The organism is Neisseria montereyensis, from assembly GCF_024834045.1.
GTDB lineage: Bacteria > Pseudomonadota > Gammaproteobacteria > Burkholderiales > Neisseriaceae > Neisseria > Neisseria montereyensis.
This window is the reverse complement of sequence record NZ_JANUXW010000004.1, coordinates 102,150-127,661: the sequence shown is the minus strand read 5'-3', so window position 1 is coordinate 127,661 and position 25,512 is coordinate 102,150. Positions and strand designations below refer to the sequence as shown.

16 protein-coding genes are annotated in these 25,512 nt (G+C 47.5%); 4 read left to right on the top strand and 12 right to left on the bottom strand.

What is annotated here, in order from left to right:
• Positions 1 to 206: 206 nt before the first annotated feature.
• The 5 genes from NXS09_RS06565 to tldD all read right to left on the bottom strand — a co-directional run bounded on the left by NXS09_RS06565 (position 207) and on the right by tldD (position 7,528).
• Positions 207 to 1,805 carry an isocitrate lyase gene (locus tag NXS09_RS06565; protein ID WP_259291750.1) on the bottom strand — a complete coding sequence of 533 codons (1,599 nt, stop codon included), beginning with the start codon at positions 1,803 to 1,805 and terminating at the stop codon, positions 207 to 209.
• A gap of 589 nt (positions 1,806 to 2,394) precedes the next feature.
• Entirely contained in the window at positions 2,395 to 3,126 is a 732-nt protein-coding gene (locus NXS09_RS06560) for a dienelactone hydrolase family protein (RefSeq protein WP_259291749.1), read from the bottom strand.
• Positions 3,127 to 3,386: 260 nt separating this feature from the next.
• A complete protein-coding gene (locus NXS09_RS06555) occupies positions 3,387 to 4,337 on the bottom strand; it encodes an ABC transporter ATP-binding protein (protein WP_259291748.1) in 951 nt (316 codons plus the stop codon).
• A 16-nt stretch (positions 4,338 to 4,353) separates the two neighbouring features.
• On the bottom strand, positions 4,354 to 5,892 hold the full coding sequence (locus NXS09_RS06550) for an ABC transporter permease (RefSeq protein ID WP_259291747.1): 1,539 nt from the start codon (positions 5,890 to 5,892) through the stop codon (positions 4,354 to 4,356).
• Positions 5,893 to 6,085: 193 nt separating this feature from the next.
• Positions 6,086 to 7,528, bottom strand: coding sequence for a metalloprotease TldD (tldD, locus tag NXS09_RS06545; RefSeq protein WP_259291746.1), 1,443 nt, complete (start codon positions 7,526 to 7,528; stop codon positions 6,086 to 6,088).
• Between the two features lie 569 nt (positions 7,529 to 8,097).
• Between tldD and NXS09_RS06540 the strand changes: the two genes are divergently transcribed.
• Positions 8,098 to 8,868, top strand: coding sequence for a ParA family protein (locus NXS09_RS06540; protein ID WP_259291745.1), 771 nt, complete (start codon positions 8,098 to 8,100; stop codon positions 8,866 to 8,868).
• A gap of 88 nt (positions 8,869 to 8,956) precedes the next feature.
• Here the strand turns inward: NXS09_RS06540 and NXS09_RS06535 are convergent, their stop codons facing one another.
• The gene (locus NXS09_RS06535; RefSeq protein ID WP_259291744.1) at positions 8,957 to 9,640 is read right to left on the bottom strand and encodes a 2,3-diphosphoglycerate-dependent phosphoglycerate mutase; all 684 of its coding nucleotides are present in this window, start codon (positions 9,638 to 9,640) and stop codon (positions 8,957 to 8,959) included.
• A 391-nt stretch (positions 9,641 to 10,031) separates the two neighbouring features.
• On the opposite strand from NXS09_RS06535, the gene betB reads away from it, so the two are divergent.
• Positions 10,032 to 11,495, top strand: a complete 1,464-nt coding sequence (gene betB / locus NXS09_RS06530; protein WP_259291743.1) for a betaine-aldehyde dehydrogenase — start codon at positions 10,032 to 10,034, stop codon at positions 11,493 to 11,495.
• A gap of 310 nt (positions 11,496 to 11,805) precedes the next feature.
• Here betB and NXS09_RS06525 read toward each other — a convergent pair whose 3' ends face one another.
• Positions 11,806 to 13,125, bottom strand: a complete 1,320-nt coding sequence (locus NXS09_RS06525) for an alpha-hydroxy-acid oxidizing protein (protein ID WP_259291742.1) — start codon at positions 13,123 to 13,125, stop codon at positions 11,806 to 11,808.
• A gap of 613 nt (positions 13,126 to 13,738) precedes the next feature.
• On the opposite strand from NXS09_RS06525, the gene betA reads away from it, so the two are divergent.
• Both betA and betT read left to right on the top strand, forming a co-directional pair.
• The gene (gene betA, locus NXS09_RS06520; protein ID WP_259291741.1) at positions 13,739 to 15,424 is read left to right on the top strand and encodes a choline dehydrogenase; all 1,686 of its coding nucleotides are present in this window, start codon (positions 13,739 to 13,741) and stop codon (positions 15,422 to 15,424) included.
• A gap of 212 nt (positions 15,425 to 15,636) precedes the next feature.
• Positions 15,637 to 17,649 (top strand): choline BCCT transporter BetT, encoded by a 2,013-nt coding sequence (betT, locus tag NXS09_RS06515; RefSeq protein WP_259291740.1) that lies wholly within the window; start codon positions 15,637 to 15,639, stop codon positions 17,647 to 17,649.
• A gap of 100 nt (positions 17,650 to 17,749) precedes the next feature.
• On the opposite strand, the gene NXS09_RS06510 is transcribed toward betT, so the two are convergent.
• From NXS09_RS06510 to NXS09_RS06490, 5 genes are all read right to left on the bottom strand, one after another.
• The gene (locus NXS09_RS06510) at positions 17,750 to 19,366 is read right to left on the bottom strand and encodes a restriction endonuclease subunit S (protein ID WP_259291739.1); all 1,617 of its coding nucleotides are present in this window, start codon (positions 19,364 to 19,366) and stop codon (positions 17,750 to 17,752) included.
• Positions 19,363 to 20,829, bottom strand: a complete 1,467-nt coding sequence (locus NXS09_RS06505) for a type I restriction-modification system subunit M (RefSeq protein ID WP_259291738.1) — start codon at positions 20,827 to 20,829, stop codon at positions 19,363 to 19,365. The genes NXS09_RS06510 and NXS09_RS06505 overlap by 4 nt, the downstream gene beginning before the upstream one ends.
• Positions 20,830 to 20,846: 17 nt before the next feature.
• Complete coding sequence (gene hsdR / locus NXS09_RS06500; protein WP_259291737.1) at positions 20,847 to 23,243, bottom strand: EcoAI/FtnUII family type I restriction enzme subunit R; 2,397 nt, start codon at positions 23,241 to 23,243, stop codon at positions 20,847 to 20,849.
• A 125-nt stretch (positions 23,244 to 23,368) separates the two neighbouring features.
• Positions 23,369 to 24,382, bottom strand: coding sequence for a PTS sugar transporter subunit IIC (locus NXS09_RS06495; RefSeq protein ID WP_259291736.1), 1,014 nt, complete (start codon positions 24,380 to 24,382; stop codon positions 23,369 to 23,371).
• 89 nt (positions 24,383 to 24,471) lie between these two features.
• Positions 24,472 to 25,476, bottom strand: a complete 1,005-nt coding sequence (locus NXS09_RS06490) for a thiamine ABC transporter substrate-binding protein (protein ID WP_434803013.1) — start codon at positions 25,474 to 25,476, stop codon at positions 24,472 to 24,474.
• Positions 25,477 to 25,512: the final 36 nt, after the last annotated feature.

Sequence of the window (25,512 nt, the reverse complement as noted above, 5' to 3'; positions counted from 1 at the left end):
CTGAAAAGTTTAAAGTAGTCTGGTCGCTTGCCAGATAAGTAAAAAAAGGCAATCCGTACGGACTGCCTAAATATCTCAATCAGAGATTTACGCTTCACAAACAATACTACAGGCTGTCGCCTGCCTTTACCGGTATGGCGGAACCATATCGGTAAAGAGGGAAGTTTCAGACGGCCCCTGGAGTAAGGCCGTCTGAAACCGTTCTCTTACGAGAATTGGTTCATGGTGTTGTCTTTACCGCCTGCTTTCAGAGCAGCTTCGCCGGCAAAGTATTCTTTGTGGTTGTCGCCGATATCCGAGCCGGCCATGTTTTGGTGTTTCACCGTGGCGATGCCGTTGCGGATTTCTTGGCGTTGAACGTTTTTCACATAAGAGAGCATGCCTTCTTCTGCGAAGTAGTCTTTTGCCAAGGTGTCGGTAGACAGAGCGGCAGTGTGGTAGGTCGGCAGAGTAATCAGATGGTGGAAAATACCGGCTTCGCGTGAAGCATCTTGTTGGAAGGTGCGGATTTTCTCATCTGCTTCTTTGGCCAAGTCGCTTTCGTCGTAATCAACGCTCATCAGTTTGGTGCGATCGTAAGCGGAAACGTCTTTACCGGCTTCTTTCCATGCATCAAATACTTGTTGACGGAAGTTCAGCGTCCAGTTGAACGACGGGCTGTTGTTGTATACCAGTTTCGCATTCGGTACAACGGCGCGAACTTTATCCATCATTTCTTTAATTTGGCCGACGTGCGGTTTTTCGGTTTCAATCCACAATAAATCGGCGCCGTTTTGCAATGAAGTGATGCAGTCTAAAACCACGCGGTCGACACCGGTGCCTTTACGGAATTGGAACAGATTGCTGGCCAAACGGGTCGGTTTGATGGTTTTGCCGTTGGTGTTCACAATCAAATCGCCCGGTTTGATTTGTGAAAGGTCGGTAATTTCTTCGCCTTCCAAGAAGCTGTTGTATTGGTCGCCCAAGTCGCCTTTTTCGGAAGAGAAGGCGATTTGTTTGGTTAGGCCGGCACCGAGTGAGTCGGTACGGGCGACGATAATACCGTTGTCGATACCCAATTCTAAGAAGGCATAGCGTACAGCGTTGATTTTAGAAATAAAATCGGTATGCGGTACGGTTACTTTACCATCTTGGTGGCCGCATTGTTTTTCATCGGATACTTGGTTTTCGATTTGAATACAGCAAGCACCGGCTTCAATCATTTTTTTCGCCAGCAGGTAAGTGGCTTCCGCATTACCGAAACCGGCATCAATATCGGCAATAATCGGCACCACGTGCGTTTCAAAATTATCGATTTTATCTTGAATTTCTTTGGCTTTCGCATTGTCGCCGACACGGTTGGCTTCATCCAAAGCAGTGAACAGCAAATCCAGCTCGCGGGCATCGGCTTGGCGCAGGAAAGTGTAGATTTCTTCGATTAATTCAGGCACGGTGGTTTTTTCGTGCATGGATTGGTCGGGCAGGGGGCCGAATTTGGAACGCAAACCGGCAACCATCCAGCCTGAAAGGTAGATATAGCGTTTGTCGGTGCTTTTTTGGTGTTTCTTAATAGAAATCATTTTTTGCTGGGCAATAAAGCCGTGCCAGCAGCCTAGTGATTGGGTATATTTGGCATGGTCGGCATCGTATTCTTCCATGTCTTTACGCATGATGTCGGCGGTATATTGGGCAATTTCCAAACCTGTTTTGAAGCGGTTTTGCAAACGCATACGAGCCACATATTCGGGGGTGATATTTTGCCAGCCCTTGTTATGTTGGTTTTTCAATTCGTCTGCAACTTTAATCTCGTTTTGATAATTTGTCATTTAAGTAACTCCTTTGTTCTCGCTTGATTTTTGGATAACCGGTGTACATTATGCTTGTAACTCGGTGTAGTCGGAATGTACCTTTTTTTTTCAGCCTTGCCAAGATGGTCAAACAAGAATAGGTAGGTGGGGAAAATAAACAAATGATTATATTTTTGAAAATCTATGGCATTTTTTATCAAGTATGAATTGAATTCAATAATTTAATTTTATTAAAAATGATTATGGAGCATTTATTATTTAAATGTAAAAATTACAATTTATATGACTTTGATATAAAAACAGATTAATTTGTTGAAATAAAAAGGAATTTATTTTTATTTTTATAAAATGATAATAAACATATTAACATATTGAAAATAATGGTTTTATTTTATAAAGTAGTTTGGTGTAGTGATTATGTTAATAAAATTTTCTTTAAAATAAACATGTTGCGAGTGTGATGTTGTTTGGGCTTTTTGATGTTTCAGACGGCCTTATATAAAAATAGAGTGATATCCCCGTAGGTATGGGGGTGTAGGGAATTAAAGCACTAGGCAGCATTCGTGTTGAATGCTGCCTAGTGCTTTATCGAGAAATAGCGCATTTTTTACAGTGTGCGTTCTAATAAGTTCAGCATGTTTTGCCATGCTTTTGTGGCGGCTTCTTCGTTATAAGCCAAATCGGTACCGTTTTTTTCTGCATTGTGGGTAGCTTGGGGGTTGGTAAAACCGTGTTTGGCATTAGGGAATACATCAACATGATAACGTACTTTGGCGTTATCCATTTCGCGGCGGAATGAGGCGACATCATCCATGCTGACCATACTGTCTGCGCCACCGTGTTCAACCAGTATTTCACCTTTGATCAGGCCTTCTTCCGCCCGGATATCCGTACCCAAAATGCCGTGGAAGCTGGTTGCTGCTTTTAAATCCATACCGCGGCGAGCCATATCCAAAGCAACACGGCCGCCGAAGCAGAAACCGATAACACCGAGGCTGTGCGGGTTCACTTCAGGTTGTGCCGCCAGTGCTTCATAAGCCAATTTGGTGCGCTCTGCCAGAATCGTCGGATCGGATAAAGCTTGAGTCATCCATTCGTTGGCTTGGGCGGCATCATCGGTTAAACGTGCATCGCCGTATAAGTCCATAGCCAATGCGGCATAACCTTGTTCGGCCAAGAGCTCGGCGGAATGCTTGGCATGTTCGCTCAAACCCCACCATTCCGGTGCCACCAATACGCCGGATAAATCTTTTACGGTATTTTTCGGCAGATAGAGGGTGCTTTTAAAAACGGTGCCATCTGCTGCAGTGTATTCAACGGTTCTAGTTATAACGGACATAATGATTCCTTTGTTGGTAATAAAAGTTTTAAGAGGGTATTAAGCTTAATAGAAGGCGTTTGGGCAGGCAAGAGAAGAATATGCAAAGAAATTTAATGATTATGTGTCGGAAATGAAGAAGCTATCGATAATTTCGGTTTTATTTTGGTTGTTTTATCGGCAGTTAAAACCAGCTATCGGATTATTTTAACAATATAAATCGGGCCGTCTGAAAACATTCAGACGGCCTAATAGGTATGGCTTTATATTTGTTCATTATTTTAACGGTCGAACCACACAATTTTATCTTCGTCTACCTGCAATGGCCATTGGCTGCCTGTTTGTAGGTTTAAACCTTCGGTTTGGGCAGGGTCGGGCAGCAGTAAGATTTCGCCATATTGCGGATGCTGCATGCCGAGCAGATTGCGGTCGGGTAGGCGGGAAAATTGGGTTACGGTGCAGATAGTGCCGCCTGCTTGGTTGAAATGCAGTGCTTGTTGGGGAATATAGTGGGTGTCGTTCACATTATAAGCACCGATTAAACGCGCTGCGCGTGCGTTCACCGGCCGGTTAATCAAGGCGTCGGGTGTGGCCGTCTGAAGGATTTTGCCGCTATCCATCAGCGCGATATGGTCGGCGAGGGTAAACGCTTCTTCCGGGTCGTGAGTTACCATCACGGCGGGGATATTGCGGCGGCGGATGTGGTCGGCGGTGAATTGCCGCAAATGGTGGCGCAGGCCGGTATCCAAGCTGGAAAAAGATTCGTCGAGCAACATTAGTTTCGGATTAGTAACCAAAGCGCGCGCGAGGGCGACGCGTTGCTGTTCGCCGCCTGAGAGGCTTTCTACCCGCCGTTGTGCTTCATTGCCCAAACCCACTTCGGCCAACATTTCCATGGCTTTGGGATAGGATTCTTTACGCCCGATGCCTTGCATTTTGAGGCCGAAAGCAACGTTTTGCAGGGTATTGAGGTGGGGCAGCAGGGCATAATCTTGAAACACCAGCGAAATGCCGCGCTGTTCGGGTGGCAGTCGGGTATGGTCGGTGCCGTTTATCCATACTTCGCCGCTATCGGCCTGCACCAATCCGGCGATAATTTTCAATAAGGTAGATTTCCCGCACCCGGAGCGCCCGAGGATGGCCAACAGTTCGCCGTTGCCGACTTCAAGGTTAATATCGTCGGCAACGGTTTTTTCGCCATAGTGTTTATGAATGTGTTTGAGTTGCAGCATATTGACGGATTCCTTTTCAGACGGCCTGTTCGCGTTTTTCAACGGCATCGAGCAAGATAAAAACGATAAAGGCGATAAACATTAAAATGGCCGTCAGCACCATAGCGCGGTCGTGATTGTCGGCACCGGCTTTACCGAGGTAATAGTAGATTAAAGTGGTAAGCGTTTGCCATTCGGGGCGGGATAAAAACAAGGTGGCGGCAAATTCGCCCACACAAGTGGCGGCGGCCAATGTGAGGCCGCGCCGCAATGAGGGCAGCAATAAAGGGGCGGTAACCGAAACGGCCGTCTGAAAAGGTGTCGCGCCCATGCTGCGGGCGGCGGCCGTATAGCCGGCGGGCAGGCCGTCCCATGCGGCCAGTAGGTCTTTGGTGATAAAGGGATAGGCCAACAGCGCGTAGGTGGAAACCAATAAAGGTAGCGAAGCCGTCCATTCGGGATAGAGCAACAGCAGGCCGAAAGCCACGCAAACGGGCGAAACCATAAACGGCAGAAAAGTCAGCCCGCGCACCCATGCCGCCCTTCGAGCCAGTGCGGCATGGAAAATACCGAGCAGTGTGGCCAACAGCATGGCCGAAAAAGTAAAGCGCAGCGTATTCCATACCGCATGCAGGGTATCCGCTTCGCGCCATACCTGCCAAGAGCTGCCCGCCTGAACGGCCTGAAGTAATACCGCCAATAAAGGCAGGGCGCAACAGGCAATCAACAATACCCATGCGGCAGCCAACAGCGATTTGGCCGCAGGGCTTCGGGGCGGGGACGGCGGCAACGGCTGTATGCTGCGGCCGCTTGCGGTACGGCGGCTCAGCCAAGCATAAAGTAGCCCGGCCAATGCGGTAATGCACAATACCAGCAAAACCAATACCGATGCTTGCGCCATATCCAATTCATAGGCAATCAGCTGGTAAATTTCCACTTCGACCGTTGCATAGCGATTGCCGCCCAACAATACCGCCAGCCCGAATCCTGAGAAACAATACAGAAACACCAAACACATACCGCCGGCCAGCCAAGGCTGCAATACCGGCCTTTCCACATACCAAAACCGTTGCCAAGTGTTCGCACCCAGTGTTTGCGCCGTATAGAGCCGGGCGGCAGGCACTTGCAGAAAGCCCTGATAGGCCGCGCGGATGAGAACGGGCAGATTGAAAAACACATTACCGTATAGCAATAAATAAGGCGTGCCGTCCCAACCCGCCCACAATAAACCGTGCGGACCGAATAGCGCCAACACGCCCATACCGGCCACTAAGGTCGGCATCACAAAAGGCAACATCAGCAGCCGCAAAATCCAACGCCGCCCCCGAAAGTCCAACCTAGCCAACACCCAAGCAATCGGTACGCCGGTTAATAAGGTGAGCAGGCAGGTAATCAATGCTTGCAGGGTGGTCCAGCCGATACGGCTTTGAATATAAGGGTCTTGCAATACCTGCCACAACGGGCTGGCGTCGTCGTATAGTGCCAGTGCAATCAGCGGTGAAACAACCATCACGGCCAGAAAGCCCAGTGGTAACAGAGCGATGAGTAAGGTGGAAACAAAACGGGGGCGTGCCATGAGCGATTATCCGGAAAGCGGCCGCAGCCGACGGGTGGGGCTATTATACAAGCTGAACGGCGCTAGGATAGTGGCGGCTGGATTGGCTGTTTAAATAAGATGGCATTTGAATGTAGATAGGCCGTCTGAAACATTTCAGACGGCCTATGGTTAAAGCAAGGGCGATGTTTTCAGACGGCCTGATAATTCAAAATCATACTTCACTGCCGCCAACAATCAGTCCGGCATCAATGCGCAATGTCGGCTGGCCTACGCCGACGGGTACGCTTTGGCCGTCTTTGCCGCACACGCCCACGCCGCTATCCAAAGCGGTATCGTTGCCAATCATGGAAACATGTTTCAACACATCGGGGCCGTTGCCGATAATGGTGGCGCCTTTCACCGGATATTGCAGTTTGCCGCCTTCAACCCACCACGCTTCGGAAGCGCTGAACACGAATTTGCCGCTGGTAATATCCACTTGACCGCCGCCGAAATTCACGGCATAAATCCCTTTGTCGACCGAAGCGATGATTTCTTCGGGATCATGGTTGCCGTTTTCCATAAAGGTATTGGTCATACGCGGCATAGGGGCGGACGAATAATTTTCACGGCGGCCGTTGCCGGTAACCGGCACGCCCATTAAGCGGGCATTGGTTTCATCCTGCATATAGCCCGTTAGAATACCGTCTTCGATTAAAACGGTGCGGCGGGTTTCGTTGCCTTCGTCGTCGATATTAAGCGAACCGCGGCGGTTGCTGATATCACCCTGATCCACGACGGTAACGCCTTTGGCGGCGACTCGTTCGCCGATGCGTCCGGCAAAGGCGCTGGTTTCTTTGCGGTTGAAATCGCCTTCCAAACCGTGTCCAACCGCTTCGTGCAGCAGCACGCCCGGCCAGCCGTTGCCCAATACAACCGTCATGGCGCCGGCCGGAGCGGGGCGGGATTCAAGATTGGTGAGCGCCTGTTTCACCGCTTTTTGCACATAGCTGCCGATGCGTTCGTCGTCAAAATAATCCAAGCCGTAACGCCCGCCGCCACCGGCACTGCCTTGTTCGCGGCGGTCGCCCTGTTTGGCAATCACGGTTACATTCAGGCGGATCATCGGGCGGATATCGGCGGCATGTTTGCCGTCTAAGCGGGCGATGTAAATCAAGTCATATTCGCAAGTCAGCCCCGCCATTACTTGCACAATGCGGGGATCGGCTGCTTTAGCCAAGGCTTCTACTTTGTGTAAAAGCGCGACTTTGGCGGCTGAGTCTAATCCGTAAATAGGATTGTCGACAGTATGGATCTGTTTGCCGTAATAAGGCGTGGGAATCTGAACCTTAGCCGTTTGGCCTGCCGCACCAATCGCCCGCACCGCTTCGGCAGATCGTTTAATAGAAGCCGCATCCAAACTGTCGGCATAGGCAAACGCGGTTTTATCCCCCGATACCGCCCGCACGCCGACGCCTTGGTCGATTTGGAAGCTGCCCGATTTCACCATCCCTTCTTCCAAGTGCCAGCTTTCAAACGCAGTGCGTTGGCAATAAATATCGGCATAATCCACATGATGACTGCCGATAATATTGAGGCTTTGATAAAGCATTTCGGGTGAAAGCCGGTTGGCTTCCAATAAATCACGTTGTACGGTTTGGTAGGTTTGAGACATTTTCTGATTCCGTCAAACAGATATTGAGGTATCTGTTTATCATGAAGTGGGTTTATAGTTTGTAATATGGGGATATTATACGGGATTTATAGCCCGATTGTGGGCGGTTTGGTTAAGTTTAGCTATGGGTAATATTAAAAATACAGCATGAACAAAAAATAAATTATGTTGTTTTTCATATGTTTATAAAAACAAAGCGATTTAGTTTGTTTTTATTATTGATAATTATTATTATTTATTGCAAAATAAAGACACTTGGCAGACATCCTAATGCCGAGTCCATTAAACACCCAATAGCTTAACTCATTTTTTTATCCCTCTTAAATCTTATTTAATCGGAGTGCGCGTATACGAGAAAATTTGTTCCCTTTACACCAAATACTCAAAACCGAAACACAAAGCCGCTAATGATATAGCGGCTTTGTGCTTTTTATGGCTTCCAAACAAATTTTCTAATATCCGGTGCGATTTTATTTATTATCAGAATCACACCTTTCAGACGGCCTTCTTACCATTTAGCGGCAAATAACGGTACAATTCAGCCAACTTAAAAAAACAGGCAGCATAGAATGGGCATCAATATTATCGCCGTTGCCAATCAAAAAGGCGGGGTCGGCAAAACCACAACCGTGGTGAATTTGGCCGCTTCACTGGCGGCACAAAAAAAACGCGTATTGGTTATCGACCTTGATCCGCAAGGCAATGCCACCACCGGCAGCGGCATTGATAAAAGCAATATTTCCAGCGGCATCTATCAGGTTTTATTGGGTGAGGCCACGATTAAAGAGGCTTTATTGCACAGCAAAAACGGCGGCTACGATATTTTAGCGGCCAACCGCACGCTGGCCGGGGCGGAAGTGGAGCTTGTTCAGGAGCTTGCCCGCGAAATGCGTTTGAAAAACGCCTTGGCTGCCGTAACAGATGATTATGATTTTATATTGATAGACTGCCCGCCCACGCTCACCTTGCTCACCTTAAACGGTTTGGTGGCGGCAAACGGCGTGATTGTGCCGATGGTATGCGAATATTATGCGCTTGAGGGCATTTCCGATTTGGTGGCCACCATTCGGAAAATCCGCCAAGCGATTAATCCGAAGCTGGATATTCTCGGCATTGTGCGTACGCTTTACGACAGCCGCAGCCGTTTGTCGCAAGAGGTTTCGGATCAGCTTCAGGCGCATTTCGGCAAACAGCTTTTTGAAACCACCATCCCGCGCAATGTGCGCTTGGCCGAAGCGCCTAGCCACGGCATGCCGGCTTTGACTTATGATGCCAAAGCCAAAGGCACGGTGGCTTATTTGGCTTTGGCAGACGAACTGTTGAAGCGCGTTGCCTCTTAAAAGAAAAGTATTGCGTTAAATCACTGAATAAAATCAATAAAGGCCGTCTGAATGGTTTTCAGACGGCCTCTTGTTTAATCAGGCTCTATTACAGATAGAATTTATCCAATACTTTCAGGTTGTCGTCCAAACGGTATACCAACGGTTGGCCGGTCGGGATTTCAACGCCCATAATATCGTCGTCGGAAATGCCTTCGATATGTTTTACCAAAGCACGCAGGCTGTTGCCGTGTGCGGCGACCAAAACACGTTTGCCGCTCAAAATAGCCGGGGCGATTTGGTCTTCCCAGAAAGGCAAGACACGCGTTAGGGTCACTTTTAAGTTTTCACCGTCGGGTACAACATCGTCGGGCAGGTGGGCATAGCGGCGGTCGTTGTGTGCTGAAAATTCATCGTTGCTGTCGAGCAGGGGCGGTAAGGTGTCGTAGCTGCGGCGCCAGATGTGTACTTGCTCGTCGCCGTATTTTTCAGCGGTTTGTTTTTTATCCAAGCCTTGCAATTGACCGTAGTGGCGTTCGTTCAAGCGCCAAGTTTTGATTTGCGGCACCCATAATTGGTCGGATTCTTCCAACACGATATTGCAGGTTTTGATGGCACGGGTTAAAACGGAAGTGAACGCAATGTCGAATAAATAGCCTTTTTCTTTTAATTTACGTCCGGCTTCGGCCGCTTCCGCCAAACCTTTTTCGCTTAATTTTACATCGCGCCAGCCGGTAAACAGGTTTTTGGCATTCCATTCGCTTTGCCCGTGGCGGATAAATACTAATTCCATCGTATTACTCCAAAGAAAGTGTTGGTTGAAAAGCTTATTTATAACATATTTTCTGTTTTTCGTTGTCGATTGCCACTGCTTTACCGGCATTTTTTCTATTGGTTGAAACTATGCCCGATTTTCCTTAAAAGGCCGTCTGAAGAGTCTTTCAGACGGCCTAATCATATCGCCGACGCTATGACAGGCCGTCTGAAATATGTTATAAAGAAAAATAAATATCAATAACGCAAAGTGACTATTTGCACACCTATATACGGCAGCCTGCTGCTTTTCTATGCTCGAACACAAATCAAAGACTTTAAATGTTTCTACTGCCGTATTCGTTTTATTTATCCGTCCGAACCGCCAAGTTTCAAGCCGGTTTGGCATCTGCTAAGAAAGATTACCTGATATGGAAAAATTAACCGCCTATATTAACGGCGCCTATGTTGCCGAGAATCCGCAAGCCGAAACCTTACAAAATATTAATCCTGCCAACGGCGAAGTGCTGGCCGAGATTCAGCAAAGCAGCGCCGATGAAATTGAAAGTGCCGTACAGGCCGCGATTGCCGGACAAAAGGTTTGGGCGGCGATGACGGCGGTAGAACGCAGCCGTATTTTATTAAAAGCCGTAGCCATTTTGCGTGAACGCAATGACGAGTTGGCCAAAATCGAAACCTTGGATACCGGTAAACCCTTGTCGGAAACGCTGTATGTGGATGTGGTAACCGGTGCCGATGTGATTGAATACTATGCCGGATTGGTACAGGCTATCGAAGGCCGCCAGATTCCGTTGCGCGAAAGCAGCTTTGTTTATACCCGCGAAGAGCCGCTTGGCGTGGTAGCCGGTATCGGCGCGTGGAACTATCCGATTCAGATTGCCATGTGGAAAGCCGCACCGGCTTTGGCCGCCGGCAATGCCATGATTTTCAAACCCAGCGAAGTCACGCCGAGCGGCGCTTTAAAACTGGCGGAAATTTTCACCGAAGCCGGCTTGCCCGATGGCGTGTTTAACGTGGTGCAGGGTGATTGGCGCGTAGGTGAAGCATTGAGCACCCATCCGCAGATTGCCAAAGTATCGTTTACCGGCGGCGTGGTAACCGGTAAAAAAGTGATGTCGCAGGCAGCCGCTTCATCTTTGAAAGATGTCACGATGGAACTTGGCGGCAAATCACCGCTGATTATTTGCGATGATGCCGATTTAAATCTGGCGGCCGATATTGCCATGATGGCGAATTTCTACAGCTCGGGCCAAGTATGCACCAACGGTACCCGCGTGTTTGTGCCGGTGAAAATGAAGGCTGCTTTTGAAGCCAAAATTTTAGAACGTGTAGAGCGCATTCGTATCGGCGATCCGCTTGACGAACAAACCAACTTCGGCCCGCTGGCCAGCTTCCCGCATATGGAAAAAGTGTTGGGCTATATTGCAAAAGGCAAAGAAGAAGGCGCAACATTGCTCACCGGCGGTACCCGTTTGCAAGATGGTGCATTGGCGCGGGGTGCTTATGTAGCGCCGACGGTATTCACCGATTGCACCGATGAGATGGCGATTGCCCGTGAAGAAATTTTCGGTCCGGTGATGAGCATTTTGCCTTATACCACCGAAGAAGAAGTGATTGTTCGCGCCAATAATACCGAATATGGTTTGGCGGCAGGCGTGGTTTCGCGTGATATTAAGCGCGCCCACCGTGTGATCGGCCAGATTCAGGCCGGTATCTGTTGGGTGAATGCGTGGGGTGAATCACCGGCGCAAATGCCCGTAGGCGGTTATAAACAATCGGGCGTCGGTCGTGAAAACGGTATTCAAACCCTTATGCACTATACGCAAACCAAATCAGTGCAGGTTGAATTAGGCGATTATCAGTCGGTATTCTAAAAGTGCATTTGGGAAGGCATGCCATTCCTGAACAGGGTGGTATGTTGGATACGCTTGATTTTATGGAATGACAAGAAAGATTGGCGAAACCTAAGGAGTAGTTTGCTTAGGTTTGAATAGCTGTTTAAAGCAGTGTATTGATGAAATATGAGGCCGTCTGAAATCTATTTTTTTCCTGAAACGTGTTTCAGGCGGCCTTTTTATTTTTTTGACTTATAACGATGAAAACTATTTTTCAGACGGCTTAAGTAATAAAAAAGCCGGGCAATATACCCGGCTTTCTAACTTTTAGAATCTGATAGATTCAAGATTAACGGTTGTAGGTGTCAAATTTTTCATTTTCACCAACGATGTCAAGATAGCTTGAGTTCAAGTCAGACAGTTTGGCCGCACCAGACAACAACATAGAGGCTTTCAGGTCGTCGTTGAGGTAGTCTATCACGGATTTCACACCTTGAGCACCGCCCACACCTAAACCATACAGAACGGGACGGCCCACGGCAACGGCATCGGCACCCATAGCGATGGCACGAATAATATCGATACCATAGCGAATGCCGCCGTCTAAAATAATCGGTACGCGTTTGTTAACCGCTTTAGCAATAGCGGGCAACGCAGTCATGCTGGCAGGAACGCCGTCGATTTGGCGGCCGCCGTGGTTGGAAACTTGAATCGCATCGGCACCGGCACGAACGAATTTTTCAGCATCATCAGGACGCAAAATACCTTTAACAATCACAGGCAGGCCGGTAAATTGTTTGATAAATTGAACGTCTTTAGTGGTTAATGAGGTTTTTTGATTGAAGAAGTCGCCTGAACCGCCTTTTTTCGGATCGTGGTTACCGAAGTTTCTATCCGGGCGGAAAGGGCTGCCCATAGCGCGGAATTCTTCAGGTTGGCCCGGGCCTAAGGCATCGGCGGTTAAAATGATGGCGGTGAAGCCGGCTTTTTTGGCACGAGTTAACAGTGAACGGGTAACGGCTTCGTCATTGTTGTAATACAGTTGGAACCATTTCGGGCCGGTAGTAGAGCGGGCGATTTCTTCCAAAGTGGCATTGGAAGCACCGGATGAGCAGTATAATGTATTAGCCAAACCGGTACCGCGGGCAGTATCGATTTCACCTCTTTCGTGAACCATGGCGTGTGCGCCCATAGGTGCAACGATAACGGGAGTAGGTAATTTCAAGCCCAACAGGTTGGTAGAAATATCGATATCGTCTCGTGATAAACCAACCAGGCGCTTGGCGGCAATGCGGTAGTCGTCAAAGGCGCGACGGTTTTCATGCATAGTCCACTCGGCACCGGCAGCGCCTGATACGAATGCGAAACCTGCTTTAGGAATCACTTTACTGGCTTCTTGTTTTAAGCGTTCCAAGCTGATGATCTTGAGTGATTTTTCAGCTGTGCTGGCACCGTAAGCAGAAGAGCGGGCACGTCTTGTTGTGGCTGCGGCGGCAGCAGAATTGTTATTGGCTGCAAATGCGCGAGTGCCCAATAAAGGCAGCGCACCCAAGCCGGCACCGGCAGCTAAAAGTTTGCGTCTGGAGATGCCGCTGTCTTTCAGATTGGTTGAAGCGGATTTTTCCTCTTCTTCTGACGGCGTGTTTAATAAATCGTTGTTTGAACTCATGCTGATATCCTTAATATATAAAATTGTTTGGAGGCATAAGTAAATTGTATCGAAGCAGATATTATAAAATATTAAATATGCTAATATTTATAAAATGAAATATCAGTGTTACATGATATATCTGCGCATTACTGTTCGAAATAATTTACGATAACCATCATAAGATGATATTTTGCTTAAAGCAAATTTACCAAGCTGTTAATTTTAGCAATGGTTGTAAATATGTTGATATTGGTGTTTCCATCCAACCATTTCACTATCTGCCGTAATAGTAAACAAATTTTCGACCAATACAATAAATATAGTGAAATAGACTATTAATTGTGAATTAACAATTTGTAAATATTGGGTTTATTTTTTAGTTTATTTTTGATTAATATAAATATGAATTTGTTTTTGTCATATTTATGCTGATGAATCCCGGCATAATGTTTGCAAAACCGATATTTGATTGATAGCCGGGATAGATTTAATTTTGATAAACGGAAGTAAACATACTGTTTGACATACGGCACGGTGATTTTCTAATTATTTTATACAAACGCCGTTTAAATGAATTCGCTATATAAAGATAAAAGTTTATGTTAGAAGATAAAAGAAAGAAGGAAATTTAATGTCATTAAAAACTGCTTACGACTACATTATTATCGGTGCCGGTAGTGCCGGTAATGTATTGGCGGCACGGCTAACCGAAGATGAAAATGTATCCGTATTACTGCTGGAAGCGGGCTTGCCGGACTACCGTTTGGATTTTCGCACGCAAATGCCGGCCGCCTTGGCGATGCCGCTGCAAGGCACCACTTATAACTGGGGCTATAAAACCGACCCCGAACCGCATATGAACAACCGCCAGATGGATTGCGGGCGCGGTAAAGGTTTGGGCGGTTCGTCGTTGATTAACGGCATGTGTTATATCCGCGGCAATGCGATGGATTTCGATAGCTGGGCGCAACAGCCCGGTTTGGAAGATTGGACTTATCTTGATTGCCTGCCTTATTTCAAAAAAGCCGAGCACCGTGATGCCGGTGAAAATGAGTATCATGGCGGCAGCGGCCCGATACATGTGGCCACGGCCAAACCCGGCGTGAATCCGCTATTCGAAGCCATGATTCAGGCGGGTGTAGATGCAGGTTATCCCCACACTGATGATTTAAACGGCTATCAACAAGAAGGTTTCGGCCCGATGGATCGTTTTGTAACGCCTAATGGCCGCCGTTCTTCAACCGCACGCGGTTATCTGGATATGGCCAAACACCGCGACCGCTTAACCATCCTCACCGGGGCGCTAACCGACACGATTTTATTCGACGGCAAACGGGCGCGCGGCGTACGATTCAGCCATAAAGGGCAAACGCATAGCATTGATGCGCGCCGTGAAGTGTTGTTGTGTGCCGGAGCGGTTGCTTCGCCGCAGATTTTGCAACGCAGCGGCGTCGGCCCCGGCGCATGGTTGCAAGAAGCAGGCGTGAGCGAAATCCTCGACTTGTCCGGTGTAGGCAATAACCTGCAAGACCATCTCGAACTTTACATGCAGTATGAATGTAAAGAACCGGTTTCGATTGCGCCGGCAACCAACTGGTGGAACAAACCCGCTATCGGTGCCGAATGGATGTTTATGGGCACAGGCCTCGGCGCGACCAACCATTTTGAAGGCGGCGGCTTTATCCGCAGCGATGAGAAATTCGCTTGGCCGAATATCCAATATCATTTTCTACCCATCGCCGTGCGCTACGACGGGCGCAATGCCAGCAAGTCGCACAGTTTCCAAGCACACGTCGGTTCGATGCGTTCGCCCAGCCGCGGTCGTATTAAACTGAAATCACGCGATCCGGCCGAGCATCCGAGCATTCTGTTTAACTATATGAGCCACGAACAGGATTGGGAAGAATTCCGTGCCGCCATCCGTATTACGCGCGAGATTATGAATCAGCCCGCACTCGACCGTTACCGCGGCGACGTGATAACACCGGCCGCCAATCTGCAAAGCGATGCCGAGCTAGACGAATATGTGCGCAACCATGCCGAAACCGCCTATCACCCGTCTTGCACTTGTGCGATGGGTGAGGGCAACGATGCGGTAGTGGATAATGAAGGCCGCGTACACGGTATTGAAGCCTTGCGCGTGGTCGATGCTTCGATTATGCCGACCATTATTACGGGCAACCTCAATGCCACCACCATTATGTTGGCGGAAAAAATCGCCGACAAAATCCGTGGCCGCCAACCGTTGCCCAAATCAACTGCCGCTTATTATGTGGCCGGTGATGCGCCGGTGCGTGGCGAAGCCAAGCGCAGTTAAATATTTTTCAGACGGCCTTTATAGATACTTTAGGCCGTCTGAAAACCAAGCGGCATGAATAGATTGCCGCCGGATGGCCGTTATGGTTTAGGCCGTCTGAAAAAGGAGAACATAACAAACAGTTTAATCATGTTTATTCAGACGGCCTTCAGGCTGTTTGAGGCCGTCTGAAACTTATTGTTCTTGATCTTAAAATAATATAAGGAGAACGCATGCATAATGCCTCTAATCACACGGAAGCGGAGCTGCCTAAGCTGGCGGTGAATAAAACCGTGTTTACCGCCGCTTCGGTAGCATCTGTTGCCCTTATCGTATTTACGATTATGTTCCCCGAGCTCAGTGAAAATGTACTCGGCAGCGCCTTGCGCTGGATATCGGATAAATTCGGCTGGTATTACATGCTGGTTGTGGCCGCTTATTCGATTTTTTCCATTTTTGTCGGCGCATCGCGATACGGCGATATCAAGTTGGGCAAAGACCAAGACCGCCCCGACTTCCCCTATCTGGCTTGGGCGGCCATGCTGTTCTCGGCCGGTATCGGTATCGATTTGCTGTTTTTCGGTGCTTCCGAACCGCTAACCCACTATCTCACCCCCAATATCGGTGAGGGCGGTACGCCCGAAGCGGCACGCGCGGCAATGGCGCAAACCTTCTTACACTGGGGTTTGCACGGTTGGGGTATCTATGCCTTAATCGGCATGGCGCTGGCGTATTTTGCTTACCGTAGAGATATGCCGCTTGCCCTGCGTAGTGCATTGATGCCTATCTTCGGCCGTAAACGTACCGAAGGCTGGCTGGGGCACACGGTCGACACTTTCGGCGTGGTGTGTACCTTGCTGGGTATTGCCACCAGTCTCGGTATCGGCGTATTGCAAGCCAATGCCGGTTTGAACCATGTATTTGGTATTCCGACCAATAAACTGGTGCAAGCCACCATTATCGTTTCGGTGGTGATTGTGGCCGGATTATCGGCGATGTCGGGTGTGGAACGTGGTGTACGCCGTCTTTCCGAAATCAATATGTTGGGTGCTACCGTTCTACTAATCGGCCTGCTGTTTATGGGCTCTACCGTGTTCCTACTGAACGCGCTTACTGAAAACATCGGCGATTATTTTCAAACCATCGTGATGAAAACCTTCCAAGTATATGCCTACAATGGCGAACAGGGCGCGGAATGGAAATCAGGTTGGACCATCTTTTTCTGGGCATGGTGGGTAGCATGGGCGCCGTTTGTCGGCCTGTTTATCGCCCGTATTTCACGCGGCCGTACTTTGCGTGAATTTGTGTTCGGCGTGATGTTTATTCCGCTTGGCTTTATCTTTGCCTGGTTCTCGATTTTTGGTAACAGTGCCATTGAAATAGTGAACAACGGCGCAGTGGCTTTGGGCGAAACCGCCCTGCAAGACCCGGCAATGGGCTTATTCGCACTACTTGAGCATTACCCGCTTGCTTCTATGTGGTCATTGTTGGCAGTGGTGATCGGTTTGATTTTCTTTGTAACGTCTGCCGACTCAGGTGCGCTGGTATTGGCAAACTTAAGCTCGAAAAACCTTGCCTCCGGTGCCGACGCACCGATTTGGATGCGCCTATTCTGGGCAGCGGCCACCGGCTTAATCACCCTCGGCCTGCTTTTTGCCGGCGGTTTCGGTTCGTTGCAATCGGTATCGGTTGTCGCAGGTTTGCCGTTCTCGCTTATTTTGGTGCTCTATATGATTTCTTTGTGGATGTGCCTGCAACAGGAAGGCAATAAACGCAAAGCCAACCTTATCGACCGTGCAATGGTATTGGATAACGGCCGCAACTGGCGCAACCGTTTGAGCCGCTTGGTAACATTCCCCGATAGCAAAGACGCATCACGCTTTATGACCCATAGCTTACAACCGGCGATGCTGGAAGTAGCACATGAGTTGCAGGAAAAAGGTATTGAAAGCAAGCTCACGGAAGACAAAGAAAACCGTGCCTTGAAATTGGCCGTGTTGCATGGTGAAGAAATCGATTTCTTATATGAAGTCCGCCTATTGGAAGCCGTTAAACCGGTATTCGCTTTGAGTCAGGCTACTAATCTGGCATCAAAAGGCGAGCAGGAAATCTATTACCGCGCCGAAGTATTCTTGGTTGAAGGCAGTCAGGATTACGATATTGTCGGTTATACCAAAGAGCAAATCATTATTGATATTCTGAATCAGTATGAACGGCATATCCAGTTTTTGCATTTGGAGCGTTAAAGTAAAAAACTAGGTTGCTATACAACTGAATAAACAAGAGGCCGTCTGAAATCTTTTTCAGACGGCCTCTTGTTATTACAGCGATTATCGTAGATGTATTCTATATCCGAGCGGCTACCGTATTGAGTAGTTCGGTTTGTTTATCTGTTGCCGCTTCTATTTGTTGTTCCAACTTATCGCATAAAGCCATTAGCTGGTCGATACGGGCTACGATGCGTTTTTGTTCGGGGAGGGGGGGGAGGGGGAATGGATAATTTCTAAGGAAACTCAAAGATACAAAACTTTGGACAGCCCCAGAAGACATTGTTTTCATCTTTTTTTGAGCGTAAATAAGATAATAGTGAAGATATCGATTATTTGGTGTACCTTCTATAAAATATTTGAATAGTGCAATATTTTTTATTGAGAATTCTATATCTAAATCCACAATTACAGGATTACCGATACTGCCAATCATTGCAAATAGGATATCACCTTTATCTACTTTTGAGCGTTCAGATATTTTCTTATGGTCTTCTTTGGATATATATTTAATATTATCCAAGCTGAGTTGGCCAGCATAAATATTTTTGCTAGTAACCAGTGGATACCCAGTGTTCACATATTTAGGGGTGTCATGAGTTCCATCCCGTACATCAAGCACATCGTTTAATCTCACCCATTCCCAACCCTTTGGTAATTGATAAGGTTGTTCTTCCGGTTTAATAGTTGGTAAAGGCTTAGGCTTTTTAATTTTTTTGTCTTCTATCAACTGCTGTTTTTCCGCTTCTATGGCTTTCAACAGTTCGGAAGCAGGCGGATCGCTTGGATCTTGCGCAACCAATTTGCCTTGCATGGCCAGTTGGAGAATGGCTTTGCGTAGCTCAGTAATATTTTCTTTAACACTGTAGAGTTCGCCAAAATGCTGTTGAATAAAATTCCAGGCAGAGCTATTTGGAGCTTCGAGGAGCTGTTGAATAGCGGCTGCATGTACGGCCTGTCGTTTTTCTACTCTTTCCGCACGCAGTTTTTCTAACTTATCGCATAAAGCCATTAACTGATCGATACGGGCGACAATTCGCAGTTGTTCAGAAAATGGAGGAATGGCAATTAATAAATTATAGGCATCATTTCGATTTAGGCCCGGTTTTATGCCTTTTCCAAGGGTTTCCAGTTTCAAATTGCAAAGCAACTTAAAAGAAAAATTAAGATCGATGCATGATGGTGGGACACAGTAATAAGCCACGTCAGTTACACAGCAACCGTAAGAAAGGCATAGATTTAATGCACCAGCTGATCCTTTTCTACCAATTACGATGCATCTATCCTGTACAAAGGCTTCTTTATGAGTGCCAACGATACCATTTGAACCATATACAGGAAATTCACCGGAGTTCGAACGCTTATTTTTAGGAAGATTATTACCATATTCGAAATGTAAGACATTTCCTAGTCGTACCCACTCCCAACCCTTTGGTAATTGATAAGGTTGTTCCTCCGGTTTAATAGCTGGTAAAGGCTTAGGCTTTTTAATTTTTTTGTCTTTTATCAACTGCTGTTTTTCCGCTTCTATTGCTTTCAGCAATTCCGAAGCAGGCGGATCGCTTGGGTCTTGCTCAACCAATTTGCCTTGCATGGCAAGAGTAAGAATCAATTCGCGTAATTTTTTAATGCCTTCCGGTGCATTAAAAGCGGCATCGAAGTATTTTGCCAATAGATTGGCCGTGGCGGTATTCATACACGGTGCTCCAAGCTGGCGGCCAATTCGGCTTTTAGTTCGGTTTGTAGGATTTCAATTTGTTTCACAATGCTTTGATACTCGGCTATTAAGGTTTCAGGGTCGGCTTGAACTACGGTTTCCTGATAGGGGTTTTTGCAATCCAGATTGTAGCCGCGATCAGCCAGCTCGGTGGCGGATACTTTCCATGCGTGTCGGGTGGCTTTTCTGCCTTTGCGTGCTGCTCCGCCCCACCAGCTTTTCTCTAAATCGAATTCGCCGATGGTTAAGGGTTTGGAGCGTGAATAAGATTTATAGCCTTCGGGATAGGGGTGCTCGAAAAACCAGATATCTTTTGTGGGGCCGCCTTTATCAAAAAACAGAATATTGGTGGCAATGCTGGTATAGGGTGCAAATACGCCTTTGGGCAGGCGCACGATGGTGTGCAGATTGAATTCCGTTAAGAGTTCTTGTTTTAGCGTGGTTTTGGTGCTTTCCCCAAATAAAAAGCCGTCGGGCAATACCACTGCCGCTTTGCCGGTGTCGTTCTTGAGCAGATGCATAATCAATGCCATAAAGAGATCGGCGGTTTCACGGGTTTGATATTTGCGTGGAAAGTTGTTTTCAATGCCGTTTTCTTCCATGCCGCCAAAGGGGGGATTGGTTATCACTATATCCACTTTGTCGGCGGCGCCGTAGTCTTTAAGCGGGCGGCTGAGGGTGTTGTCGTGGCGGATATGGGTGGGCACGTCTATGCCGTGCAGCATCATATTGGTTATTGCCAGCATATGCGGCAGCGGTTTTTTTTCTACGCCATGAATGCTCTTTTGAAGCAGCTCGCGATCTTTTGCGGTTGTGATTTGTTTGCTTAAATGCTCGATGGCGCAGGTGAGGAAGCCGCCGGTTCCGCAGGCCGGATCAAGAATCGTTTGGCCGAGCTGCGGGTCGAGCATATCCACCATAAATTGGGTAACGGCGCGGGGCGTATAGAATTCACCGGCATTGCCTGCTGATTGTAGGTCGGCAAGAATTTTTTCATAGATATCGTTGAATAAATGGCGGTCGCCGGATTTATTGAAATCCACATCTTGCTGGATAGTGTTAATCACTTGGCGCAGCAGTGTGCCGGATTTCATATAGTTGTGGGCATCTTCAAACACGGAACCGACAACTTTGCCATAGGGGGAAGCATTAGCGGTGGTGGCTAAATTTTTCAAGGTGGGGAATAGGTCGTTGTTGACAAAGTTTAAAAGCTCGTCGCCGGTTATCCCTTCAGGATTTTTCGCCCAGTTAGACCAGCGGTAGCGGTCGGCTAAAGGTGAGCGGTAGTCGGGTACGGTAAACTGCCATTCTTGTTCTTTATCATCAAAGATTTTTAAGAAAATCAGCCAAACCATTTGGCTGATGCGTTGGGCATCTCCGTCGACGCCAACGTCTTTCCGCATAATATCTTGAATCGACTTAATTAAAGTTGAAAGTGACATAGTAGTTTGATTTCCAATTATTTTGCTTCGGCGCTATAAATAGCTTGTTCTAATTCGTTAATCGCTTGTTGGTATTGCTCCAGCCCGCCAAAGGTTTGAATGATTTCTATCGGTGTGCCCAATTCGGTAAAAGGTGCAATAGTGAGAATTTGTGGTTCTTCAATATGTGTTACGCCTTCATCGGCATATTTATCAAGCAGCCCTTCTAATACCCGGCGGGCTTGCTCGCCATAGCGGGTGAAGTAATTCCGTTTTTTCACTTGTTCGGCGCGTTCTTTGCGTGTAAGCGGCGGCATATCCCAAACAATATGGCACACTAAATCGAAAGGATCGAACACTTTGCCGGACTGCCGCCCGACTTCTTCGGCAAGGGCTTCAAAAAATATGCCTTGTTCGGATAGCTCATTAATAATGGCTTGTTTTTTCTCGGCGCTGTTCCAACGGCGGAGAAAATCGTTCAGTGTGGCATATTCTTTAGTGAGTGTGTTGCGGGTATAGTCTTTGAGCGACTCTGTGATGAGTTTTCCGTTGGCATCAAAGTATTGGACACGCTCGGCAGCCACTTTAACTTCAACGCCCTCTACAACATAACGGCGAATACTATTTTTACCTTCAGGTTCGGAGATGATATCAACTTCTTCCCAGTCGACTCCGTTTTCTTCGGTTTCGGGCGTGGGAGTGCCGTCAACGCTTTCCGGTTCAGTAAGTTCTTCCGGTGGTACGGGTGATTGATCTTCGGCAGGTTCGTATATTTGTACCGGCTCACCGTCAAAATCAGGGTCGGCAAATAATTCGGTGGCTTTTTTAAAGTCCATAATGGTGAAATAATATTTGCCATGCTCTTCATTAATCCGTGTGCCGCGTCCGATAATCTGCTTAAATTCCGTCATGGATTGGATACGTTGGTCCAACACAATGAGCTTGCATGTTTGAGCATCCACTCCGGTGGTCATTAGCTTTGAAGTGGTGGCGATAACAGGATACTTGCTCTCAGGGAATATAAAATTATCAAGTTCGGCTTTGCCTTCTTCGTTATCACCGGTGATGCGCATAACGTATTTACTGTTTTGCGCCACCATATCGGCATTTTCATTAACCAACGCCTGCCGCATACGTTCGGCATGGTCGATATTTTCACAAAAAACGATGGTTTTATCGAAACGGTTGGTTTGCTTGAGAAATTCGGTAATTTTTTTGGCAACTAACCGGGTGCGTTTTTCCAGCACCAGTGTTTTGTCAAAATCTTTTTGGTTATAGATACGATCTTCAATTTGGTTGCCATATTTATCGACCATTTCTTTATCAGGCCGCCAGCCGCTTAGATCGCGATCAAAATCAATACGCACAACTGTATATGGCGCTAGAAAACCGTCATCAATGCCCTGACGGAGGCTATAGGTATAGATAGGGTCGCCAAAGTAGTCGATATTGGAGACTTCTTTGGTTTCTTTGGGGGTGGCGGTTAGGCCGATTTGTGTAGCTGAAGAGAAATATTCCAGTATTTCCCGCCAAGCAGAATCATCGGCCGCACTACCGCGATGGCATTCATCAATAACAATAAGGTCGAAAAAATCCGGGCTGAATTGCCGATAAATATTTTTATCTTCTTCATTACCGGTTACGGCTTGATAAAGAGAAAGATAAATTTCATAGGATTTATTCACTTGCCGCTTTTGAATTTTAGTCATGGCCGAACCAAACGGTTTGAAATCATTGGTCATTGTTTGGTCAACCAGAATATTGCGGTCGGCTAGGAATAAAATGCGTTTTTTAGCTCTGGATTTCCATAGCCGCCAAATAATTTGGAATGCGGTAAATGTTTTGCCTGTGCCGGTGGCCATCACAAGAAGAATGCGATTCTGACCTTGTGCGATGGCTTCAATTGTTTTGTTAATGGCTTGCAATTGGTAGTAGCGCGGAACTTTATGACTTCCGTCGCTAAAGTAGTCTTGTGTTATCAGTGTGTTCTGTTGTTCATTTAAGCCACGGTGCTCCGACCACCATTGCCATAGTGTTTCTGCAGAAGGAAATTCGTGAAGGGCAAGCTCGCGTTCTATTATGCCGTCGGTAGCAATTTTATTGTGAAACAGAAAGCCATCACCATTGGAGCTGAATATAAAAGGCACATCCAGCATTTCTGCATAACCAAGCGCTTGTTGCATACCGTCGCCAATGCTGTGTTTATTGTCTTTTGCTTCGATAATGGCAATGGGAATATTGGGTTTGTAAAACAAAACATAGTCGGCACGCTTATGTTTGCCTCGAGTATGTAGTTTGCCACGCACTATAATGCGGCCTTTGGTGAGCGGAAATTCTTCTCGAATTTGGGTGGCAATATCCCAGCCTGCTTTTTGTAGGGCAGGGGTTATGTATTTTGTACAAATATCACGTTCTGAAAGATGTTTTTTATTCATTAAATTTGCTTTCTGTATTCGTTTATCTGTTTATTAAAATTTAAAATAATCTTTTGATTTTATAGGATAATCGGCGCTTTATTATTCTTGCCGTAATCGCCTTGGGCAATTTTCTAAATTTTATATTATATATCCAGTTTCAAATCACCATCCCGAATCCACCCTCGGCGGCGCATCCAAGCGGCAATCAGCCAGGTTAGCAGGGCGGGGAGTATGAAGTGCAGTAGGGCGATGGCGAGCCAGACTGTCGGGGTGCTGCCCATAGCGTTGATTGTGCCTACTTGGCCGACTAATCCGCTGGTACCCATTCCGGCGCCTGAGGGAATATTGCTCATTTGAAAGCCTAGAGTGGCTAATGGTGCCAATAATGCGCTGGTTAATGTGGGCGGAATCCAGATTTTCGGGTTTTTAATAATATTGGGCATTTGCAGCATACTGGTGCCTAAGCCGTGGCTGAGTAGGCCGGCCCAGCGGTTATCCCGAAAGCCCATAATGGCAAAGCCTATCATTTGTGCGCAACAGCCTACGGTAGCCGCGCCTGCTGCCAGCCCGCTGAGTGAAAGGGAAATGGCAATAGCGGCGCTTGAGATGGGCAAGGTTAATAATACGCCCATTAATACGGCCACAACCATGCTCATGAGTAGGGGTTGTAATTCTACCGCCCACATAACCAATTCTCCGGTTTGGCTCATTAAGGCGGCAACGGCCGGGCCGATAAATTGGGCAATGGCGATGCCGACACTTAGGGTAACGGCAGGGGTGAGTACGATATCAATCGGTGTGGTTTTGTGAAGCAGTTTTCCGGCTTCGGCGCCGGCTGCTGCGGCGAGGAAACAACCGACAGGGCCGCCTAAAGCTGCGCCTGCGGTGCCGGTGACCACACTGGCGAGCAATACTAACGGCGGTGCTTTGAGGGCAAAAGCCACGCCTGTACCGATGGCTGCGCCCATGGCGCTTTGTGCTTGTGTGCCGACATCTATCAGCCACTGCCATGAGGCCCATGTGCCGATGGTTTTTAAAATCAGCCCGACAATAAGAGAGCTGAATAAACCTAAGGCCATAAAGTTGAGTGCATCAATACCATAACGGCGCAAACTAAATTCAATATTCCGTTCGGCTAGAAAGGCTTTGAGCTTCATTGATTTTCCTTGGTTATATGGATGTGTGTCGGGTGTTTATATAAAAGCCGTCTGAAACCTTTCAGACGGCCTGTTTGCATATAACCGGTTTATTTGAGTACGGTTCTTATCCAACGGCTAACCCACTGTTTTTGTTTTTCTATCATGATATTGCTACTCGGGGTGTAGTGTTGTTTCGGTGTTTGGGCAAACTCAAACACTTGCGGCAGTGGTGTGCCTTTGGCAGCAGGGTATACCCACATTTCAGACGGCAGGGTTTTTTGTACCTCGGCGCTTTGCAGATATGCAGCCAGTTTCATGGCTAAGCCCGGGTTTTCTGCGCCTTTCAACACGGCAGCCCCTTCTATTTGGCGGAATACGCCGCCTTTTAGGAATAAGTTTCCGGTTGGCGGTACGGTATATTTGCCTTTGCTGAAATAGACTTCGGCGGCCGGGCTGGTGGCATAGCTAACGATTAAGGGGCGGGATCCGCCGTTTTGGGTGAAGTCGGTATAGTAGGCATCGCTCCAGCTTTGAGTGACTTTTACGCCGTTTTTGCGCATATCGGCCCACCATTTAAATGCCTGTTCTTCGCCGAGTCCGCCGATATTGGCCATGAGGAAAGCCAGGCCGGGGCTGGATGTGCCGGGGTTGGATAGTACCAATAAATCTTTATAAGCAGGTTTGGCTAGGTCTTCCAGTGATTGCGGCAAGGGCAGCTTTTTATCTTCAAACCATTTTTTATCGTAGTTCAACACCACATAGGCGTAGTCAATAGCTAATACGCCGGGCAAAGAAGCATCGGTTGGTACGGAGGTAGGCTGTTTTGAAGATAAGATGCCGTTTTCCCATGCTTTGATGATATTGACATTATCTAAGCCATAGACCACATCGGCAATCGGTTTGGCACGGCTTAAAATCAATTTATTCAGCATTTCATTGCCGCTGCCGACTTTAATGATGGTGAGTTTGGCATTATTTTCTTGCTCGAACTTCTTGATTTGTTCGTCGGGCAGGCTAAATGCGCCGTGTACGGCCAGTCGGACTTCCGATTGTGCGGCCGCTTGGAAGGTGAGTAGGCATAAGCTCAAGCCTAATAATAATTTCTGTGTTATCTTCATTGTGTATGATCCGGATAGATGATGATGCCC